We start from the raw sequence: 7,196 nt of genomic DNA, 5'->3' as shown, positions 1-7,196 counted from the left end.
CGTAGGAATTCAGCCCCAGGAAATAGCCCCAGGACCAACGTTGCCGGTCAAAATTTTCATTGTTCATAATCTTTTCCCCGGAAAACAACTGCGCATGGGAAAGTGAAAAAGATAGCATGAAAAAAGCTAACAGAAAAAATCTTCTCATAGTTTTATTTTGAACCCTTATAAATGGTTGCCACCCCAAAAGTTTGAGGTTGGTGTTCTACATTAGTAAACCCTATTTTCTTCAAAATATTGTTGAAGTTTTCTCCATAAGGGAAAGAGGCGGCGCTTTCGCTTAAATAGGAATAGGCATCTTTGTCTTTAGAAAAGGCTTTTCCTATTAATGGAAGAACGTAACCCGAATAAAATCTGTAGCCTTGTTTAAATGGAAATTTCGTGGGCACTGATGTTTCGAGCACCACAAAAATACCTCCCGGTTTCAGGACTCGGTATATTTCAGCCAGACCTTTTTCCAGGCTTTCAAAATTTCTTACTCCAAAGGCAACGGTAATGGCGTTAAAAGTATTGTCATCGAAAGGAAGGGCTTCAGAATCTCCCTGAATCATTTCTATTCTGCTATCAAGGTTTTTAGCAGCAATTTTTTTTCGGCCAACTTTTAGCATTCCTTCAGAAAGGTCTAATCCTACAATTCTTTCAGCTTTAATCGGTGCCATTTGTATAGCGAGATCTCCCGTTCCTGTAGCAATATCAAGAATGCTCTTAGGGTTTTGGGAGGCCACCAAAGCTATGACTTTCTTTCTCCACTTTACATCGGTGCCAAATGAGATCACGCGGTTTAGGTCATCGTAGTTTCCAGAGATGTTGTCAAACATCTGTTCAACCTGTTTTTTCTTATTGAGTTTTGAATCACGGTATGGTGTTACCTTTTTGGCCATGCAATAATTTTTTTTCAAAGATAAGTCTTAATAACAAACTGCGTCTCACAGATTGTCAATTTGTTGAAGTCAAGAGATTTTTGGATTGTGGAAAATAACGTACATTTGCTTTTCCTTACAATTTCAAGCAGTTATATGAAGATAATTATCGCCGGAGCGGGAGAAGTGGGCTTTCATTTGGCAAAATTGCTTTCCTTTGAATCCCAGGATATTACCTTAATTGATACCAACCGGGATAATTTGATTTATGCTGATACTCACCTTGATATCAGAACTATTAAAGGGGATGCGACCTCTATTGCAATTTTAAAAGAGGCCCATGTAAAGCATGTGGATATGCTTATTGGGGTAACTTCCAGTGAAGCAACTAATATTACTGCCTGTGTGTTAGCAAAACAGTTGGGTGCAAAACGAACTATCGCCCGTATTTCAAATACAGAATTTCTTCATAATAAAGAAGAAATTGGTTTTTCCAAACTGGGAATCGATGAATTAATTTCTCCTGAAGCCATTGCAGCACGCGAGATCGAATTGCTTTTAAACCAGTCGGCTTTTAATGATAGTTATGAGTTTGAAGGCGGAGTACTTACTATGATTGGACTTAGCCTTTCACGCCAGGCGCTTTTTGTTGGCAAAACGGTGAAAGAAGCAGCCGAAATTTTTCCTGAGTTAAACTTTGTGCCTATTGCCATTCAACGTCTAGGTACACAATACACCTTGATTCCACGTGGAGATACTGAGTTTAGAGAAGGTGATCAGGTGAATTTTGTTACCCTTAAAAAAGGGGTGGAGAACCTTTATAAATTAGCAGGAAAGGTTAAACAGGATATCAAAAATGTGATGATTCTTGGAGGCAGTAAGATAGGGAAAAAAACTGCCCGTGATCTTTGCAGTCAAAACTTTAATGTTAAGTTAATTGAACAAAATAAAACCAAAGCTTATGACCTGGCCGACGAACTTCCCAAGGCCCTGGTTATCTATGGTGATGGTCGCAATGTAGAATTGCTGGAGGAAGAGAATATCTATGATATGGATGCTTTTATCGCTGTGACCGGTAATTCTGAGACCAATATCATGTCTTGTTTGGTAGCCAAATCTAAAATGGTAAAAAAAACCATTTCCCTGGTTGAAAATATGGATTATTACCAGCTAAGCCACTCCATAGGAATCGATACCCTTATCAATAAAAAACTCCTGGCAGCCAATAATATTTTCCGTTATATAAGAAAAGGAGAAGTGGTGGCGATGACTAAAATTAACAACATGAACGCTGAGTTACTCGAGTTCATTGTAAAACCCAATTCCCAGGTTTGCGATAAAAGAATCAAAAACCTTGACTTTCCACGTTCTGCGATTATTGGAGGAATAATTAGAAATGGTGAAGGGATTATTGCTTTGGGTGATTTCATGATCAAAGCGGGAGACCGCATAGTTGTGTGCTGCCTCCCACGATCTATCAAAAAAGTTGAAAAACTCTTTTTATAATGCCAAGGCTTAACTACCAGATCATTTTTCACGTGATGGGACTGTTGCTTTTATGTAATGGAGCCTTTATGTTATTAGCTGTTTTAATAAGTTGGTTTTACCAGGATGGGGTTACCCTTGAAATTTCTATCGCCGCTTTAATCACCTTATTTATAGGGGTCCTTCTTATGTTTAGTACGAAGGGGCATCGCAAAGAAGTAAAAAAACGTGAAGGTTATATAATTGTAACCTTCGGATGGATATTTATGGCCCTGAGTGGAACCCTGCCTTATTTAATTAGTGAAGCAATTCCGCAGTTTCATAATGCTTTTTTCGAAACCATGTCTGGTTATACAACAACCGGAGCTTCCATATTGAATGATATTGAATCTATCCCCAACGGAATTTTATTTTGGAGGAGTTTAACGCATTGGATAGGCGGAATGGGAATTATTGTTTTGGCTATCGCAATTTTACCTCTTTTAGGAATAGGAGGGATGCAGCTTTTTGCCGCTGAAGCTCCCGGCCCAAATGCCGATAAGCTAAAACCCCGGATTACCGATACTGCGAAGAGACTTTGGCTAATCTATGTTTCTTACACCATAGCTGAAACTATTTTGCTTAGGGTTGCTGGGATGAGTTTCTTTGATGCTATTAATCATTCCTTAAGTACCTTGTCAACAGGTGGTTTCTCAACAAAAAATATTAGCATCGCCTATTGGAACGACCAACCGGTAATTCAATATATTATTATCTTATTCATGATCCTGGCTGGAAGTAACTTTGTGCTCAGTTATTTTAGCTTTAAAGGCCGAATTCAGAAGGTGCTCCATGATGACGAGTTTAAATGGTATATTCTGTTTATTGCAGTATTCACTTTACTTACTTCTGTTTTGATTTATTTTGAAGCAGATATTAGCCTTTCTCAAATAGACCACCCTATGGTATGGGGAGAAGCCGAAAGTGCTTTAAGACATGCCTTATTTCAGGTAATTGCTATAATTACCACCACAGGCTTCGTTACAGCCGATTATACAATGTGGACTCCGTTTTTAACGATAGTCTTTTTTGGTTTGTTCTTTCTTGGAGGTTCTGCGGGATCTACGGCGGGAGGAGTAAAAGTGATGCGACACATCATTATGATTAGAAATGGGATGACTGAATTTAAACGCAGCCTGCACCCCAATGCTATTTTGCCCGTACGCTTCAATCGAAAATCTATTAGCCATGATATCGTTTTTAATATCCTTGGTTTTTTTATTCTTTATATGTTGGCCTTTATTATTGGGTCGGTTGTTTTTGGAGGGATGGGCCTTGATTTTGAGACTTCCATAGGAGGGGCAGCTTCTTCCCTGGGAAATATTGGGCCGGCACTGGGAGCCTTGGGTCCAGTTAATAATTACGATATTCTACCGGTTTTTGGAAAATTTTGGAGTGCCTTTTTGATGCTGATTGGACGTCTTGAACTCTTTACCGTCCTTATAATTTTAACCCCTTACTTCTGGCGTAATCGTTAATAAAAAAACCGATTTGAGTGTTCAAACCGGTTTAAATTTTTTCTAAAAAATTATATTTGAAAAATTAAGCCTCAGCTAAAACCTTTTTTATACGTTTTAGTGCTTCTTCAATTTGGGCTTCACTGGCAGCATAAGAAATCCTGATACAATCCGGATTTCCGAACGCATCACCTGTTACAGTGGCTACCAAAGCTTCTTCCAGTAAAAACAAGGAAAAATCTGTGGCATTCTCAATTTTATGACCTTTAATAGTTTTTCCGAAGAAATGGGAAATATTAGGAAAGACATAAAAAGCGCCTTCAGGTTCAGAGGTTTCGAAGCCTTCAATCTCATTAAGCATGTCTATAATAAGTTTTCTTCTCTTTCTAAAAGTGTCTACCATATAGCCTATTTTGCTCACGGGAGCTTCCAGCGCTGTGATTACGGCACGTTGTGCAATGCAATTTGCGCCGCTGGTTATTTGGCCCTGCATTTTATTACATGCGCGGGCTATCCAGGCTGGAGCTCCAATATAGCCAATTCTCCACCCGGTCATGGCGAAGGCCTTGGAAACCCCGTTCACAGTAATCACGCGGTCATACATATCTTCAAACTGCGCCATAGAGGCATGGTCTCCTGCAAAATTAATGTGCTCGTATATTTCGTCGCTAACTATAATTATGTTAGGGTGTTTTACCAGGACATCGGCAAGAGCTCTTAATTCTTCTTTGCTGTATACCATTCCACTTGGGTTGCAAGGGGAGCTGTACCAAATCATTTTAGTTTTTGGAGTAATTGCCGCCTCCAATTGGTCAGGAGTCATTTTAAAATTATTGTCTACGGTAGTAGGTACTTCCACCGGCACAGCTTCAGCTAGCTTAACTATTTCAGCATAGCTCACCCAATAAGGACAAGGCAGGATAACTTCATCTCCGGGATTAAGAATTACCATTGCTGCATTGGCAAGCGATTGTTTAGCACCGGTAGAAACTACGATTTGAGACCTATCGTAAGTAAGATTGTTATCTCTTTTAAATTTATTAATAATGGCATCCTTCAATTCTACATAACCGTCTACCGGGGTGTAACTATTGTAGTTATCGTTAATTGCCTGGATGGCCGCTTCTTTAATAAAGTCGGGGGTGTTAAAATCTGGTTCTCCAAGACTTAGTCCTATTATATCTTTTCCTTCGGCTTTAAGTTCACGCGCTTTTGCAGCCATTGCCAAAGTTTGAGAGGTTGCCAGGTTATTAATCCTGTCGGAAAGTTGTTCTTTCATTTCTAAATGGTTAAAATTAATTATACTGAAATTGCAGGTTTTTCTCCCATTTCTTTAAGATGCTTAAAATGGGCAATTATTGCTGCGCGTGTGGTTTTGTACTCGTTGTAAGGAAGATTACACTCTTTAGCAGTTTCTTTTACTATTTTAGAAAGCTTCGAATAGTGAATGTGACTTATATTCGGAAAAATGTGATGTTCCACCTGGTGGTTCAGGCCTCCGGTTAACCAATTCACTATCTTGTTCTTTGTCGAGAAATTTACAGTAGTGAATAGCTGATGAATTGCCCAGGTATTTTTCATGGTTCCGGTTTTATCCGGTAGTGGCATTTGGGTTTCTTTTACTACGTGTGCCAGCTGGAAAACTATACTTAAGATTAACCCGGCGGTGTAGTGCATTACAAAGAAACCGATAAGTATTTTCCACCAGGAAATTGAAAGAATAAGCATTGGAATGACAATCCAGATTGCTACATATATAATTTTTGTGATCACAACAATGCTCCATTGTGTAAACGGATTTGGCATTTTCCCGTATGCTAATTTACGCTTCAGGTAGTTCTTAGTTTGTTTAAAATCTGTAGTCAAGGCCCAGTTGAAGGTTAGCAAGCCATAAAGAAAAATGGAATAATAATGCTGAAATTTATGAAACCAGTGCCACTTGGAATGTTCAGAAAAACGGATTATACGACCGGCATCCAGATCTTCATCGTGTCCATGAATATTGGTGTAGGTATGGTGAAGCACATTATGTTGTACCTGCCAGTTGTATACATTGCCGGCCAGGACATAAATAGTGCCGCCCATAAATTTATTCACCCATTTTTTAGTAGAATATGATCCGTGATTTCCATCGTGCATGATATTCATTCCTACCCCAGCCATTCCGGCACCCATAACTATGGTAAGTAAGAGCATCCACCACTGGGAAATATCTAAGGTCAGGATTAAAAAGTAAGGGGTTAAAAATAAGGAAAACATTACTATAGCTTTTAAATGTAGCTTCCAGTTACCTGTTTTCTTAAGGTTATTTTCTTTAAAATAATTATTCACCCTCTTATTGAGAATTCTAAAAAATTTTGCCGAATCTACCCGGGAGAATTTTATTTGATTTTGAACGTTTTCCATGTAATTTTTTGTAAATGGTAAAGGTAAAATATTTATATAGTTTATCTATAATCCCTACCATATTAATATTCGCTGCAATTTCAGCACCAAATTATGTATTTTTGTATCAAATTTGAAAACTTTGGAATTAATAAAAAAATACTTCCCGAATTTAACCGAAGAGCAGTTAATAAAATTCGCCAAATTAGAAGAATTATACAAGGATTGGAATCTGAAAATAAACGTAGTTTCCAGAAAAGACATAGACGAGCTTTATTTGCGACATGTCTTGCATTCCCTTGGTATTGCCAAAGTGCAAAACTTTAAACCCGGTTCAAAAGTTCTCGACGTAGGTACTGGTGGTGGTTTTCCAGGAATTCCATTAGCGATATTATTCCCTGAAACACAATTTCACCTGGTAGACTCTATCGGAAAAAAAATTAAAGTTGTGGAGGAGGTTATGGCCGGTCTTGATCTTAGAAATGTTAAAGTAACCAATGCAAGGGTAGAAGAGATCTCCGGAGAATATGATTTTATTGTGAGTAGAGCCGTGGCAGCAATGCCAACTTTTGTTCATTGGGTAAAAGGAAAAATAGCCAAAAAAAGTAATCATGAATTAAAAAACGGAATTCTCTACCTGAAAGGAGGGGATTTAACCGTTGAACTTCGCGAATTTCCAAAAGCTACTATTTATGAACTCCGCGATTTTTTCGAGGAAGAGTTCTTCCTGACTAAGAAAGTGGTTCACCTTCCTCTTAAATACAAAAAGTAAGCTACTGTTTGATAATCACCTGGGTGGCTATAATTCCTTTGTTGGTATAGGCACGTATTACATACACCGCAGAGCTTAGCGATTTGTCTATTTCAAGATTAATAAGTTTTGCTGTAGGAATTTCTTCAAATTGATGTACTTCCTGTCCTGAAATACTGTAAATAACCAATTTGTTTATTTCAAGCATTTCCGGGTTTT

Annotated in this window: 7 protein-coding genes and 1 pseudogene; 3 read left to right on the top strand and 5 right to left on the bottom strand. The window is 38.3% G+C overall.

Annotated elements, in window-relative coordinates:
* Both VIM94_RS13170 and ubiE read right to left on the bottom strand, forming a co-directional pair.
* Window positions 1–148, bottom strand: a pseudogene (locus VIM94_RS13170) (PorT family protein); the annotation flags it as partial.
* A 4-nt stretch (window positions 149–152) separates the two neighbouring features.
* Entirely contained in the window at window positions 153–881 is a 729-nt protein-coding gene (gene ubiE, locus VIM94_RS02465) for a bifunctional demethylmenaquinone methyltransferase/2-methoxy-6-polyprenyl-1,4-benzoquinol methylase UbiE (protein WP_332037708.1), read from the bottom strand.
* A gap of 135 nt (window positions 882–1,016) precedes the next feature.
* On the opposite strand from ubiE, the gene trkA reads away from it, so the two are divergent.
* Together trkA and VIM94_RS02455 are read left to right on the top strand one after the other, a co-directional pair.
* The gene (gene trkA / locus VIM94_RS02460) at window positions 1,017–2,366 is read left to right on the top strand and encodes a Trk system potassium transporter TrkA (protein WP_332037707.1); all 1,350 of its coding nucleotides are present in this window, start codon (window positions 1,017–1,019) and stop codon (window positions 2,364–2,366) included.
* Window positions 2,366–3,862: a TrkH family potassium uptake protein gene (locus VIM94_RS02455; RefSeq protein WP_332037706.1), complete on the top strand. Its 1,497-nt coding sequence runs from the start codon at window positions 2,366–2,368 to the stop codon at window positions 3,860–3,862. The genes trkA and VIM94_RS02455 overlap by 1 nt, the downstream gene beginning before the upstream one ends.
* 64 nt (window positions 3,863–3,926) lie before the next feature.
* Here VIM94_RS02455 and VIM94_RS02450 read toward each other — a convergent pair whose 3' ends face one another.
* Together VIM94_RS02450 and VIM94_RS02445 are read right to left on the bottom strand one after the other, a co-directional pair.
* The gene (locus VIM94_RS02450) at window positions 3,927–5,120 is read right to left on the bottom strand and encodes a pyridoxal phosphate-dependent aminotransferase (RefSeq protein ID WP_332037705.1); all 1,194 of its coding nucleotides are present in this window, start codon (window positions 5,118–5,120) and stop codon (window positions 3,927–3,929) included.
* A 20-nt stretch (window positions 5,121–5,140) separates the two neighbouring features.
* Window positions 5,141–6,247 (bottom strand): acyl-CoA desaturase, encoded by a 1,107-nt coding sequence (locus VIM94_RS02445; RefSeq protein ID WP_332037704.1) that lies wholly within the window; start codon window positions 6,245–6,247, stop codon window positions 5,141–5,143.
* 121 nt (window positions 6,248–6,368) lie between these two features.
* On the opposite strand from VIM94_RS02445, the gene rsmG reads away from it, so the two are divergent.
* Window positions 6,369–6,998 carry a 16S rRNA (guanine(527)-N(7))-methyltransferase RsmG gene (gene rsmG / locus VIM94_RS02440; protein WP_332037703.1) on the top strand — a complete coding sequence of 210 codons (630 nt, stop codon included), beginning with the start codon at window positions 6,369–6,371 and terminating at the stop codon, window positions 6,996–6,998.
* Window position 6,999: 1 nt separating this feature from the next.
* On the opposite strand, the gene VIM94_RS02435 is transcribed toward rsmG, so the two are convergent.
* Window positions 7,000–7,196 (bottom strand): T9SS type A sorting domain-containing protein (locus VIM94_RS02435; RefSeq protein WP_332037702.1); only part of this gene is annotated, 197 nt, incomplete at its 5' end.

It is taken from the genome of Salegentibacter sp. (assembly GCF_036568425.1).
Lineage (GTDB): Bacteria > Bacteroidota > Bacteroidia > Flavobacteriales > Flavobacteriaceae > Salegentibacter.
The sequence above is the reverse complement of the archived record's forward strand: the minus strand, read 5'-3'. Positions and strand labels throughout refer to the sequence as shown.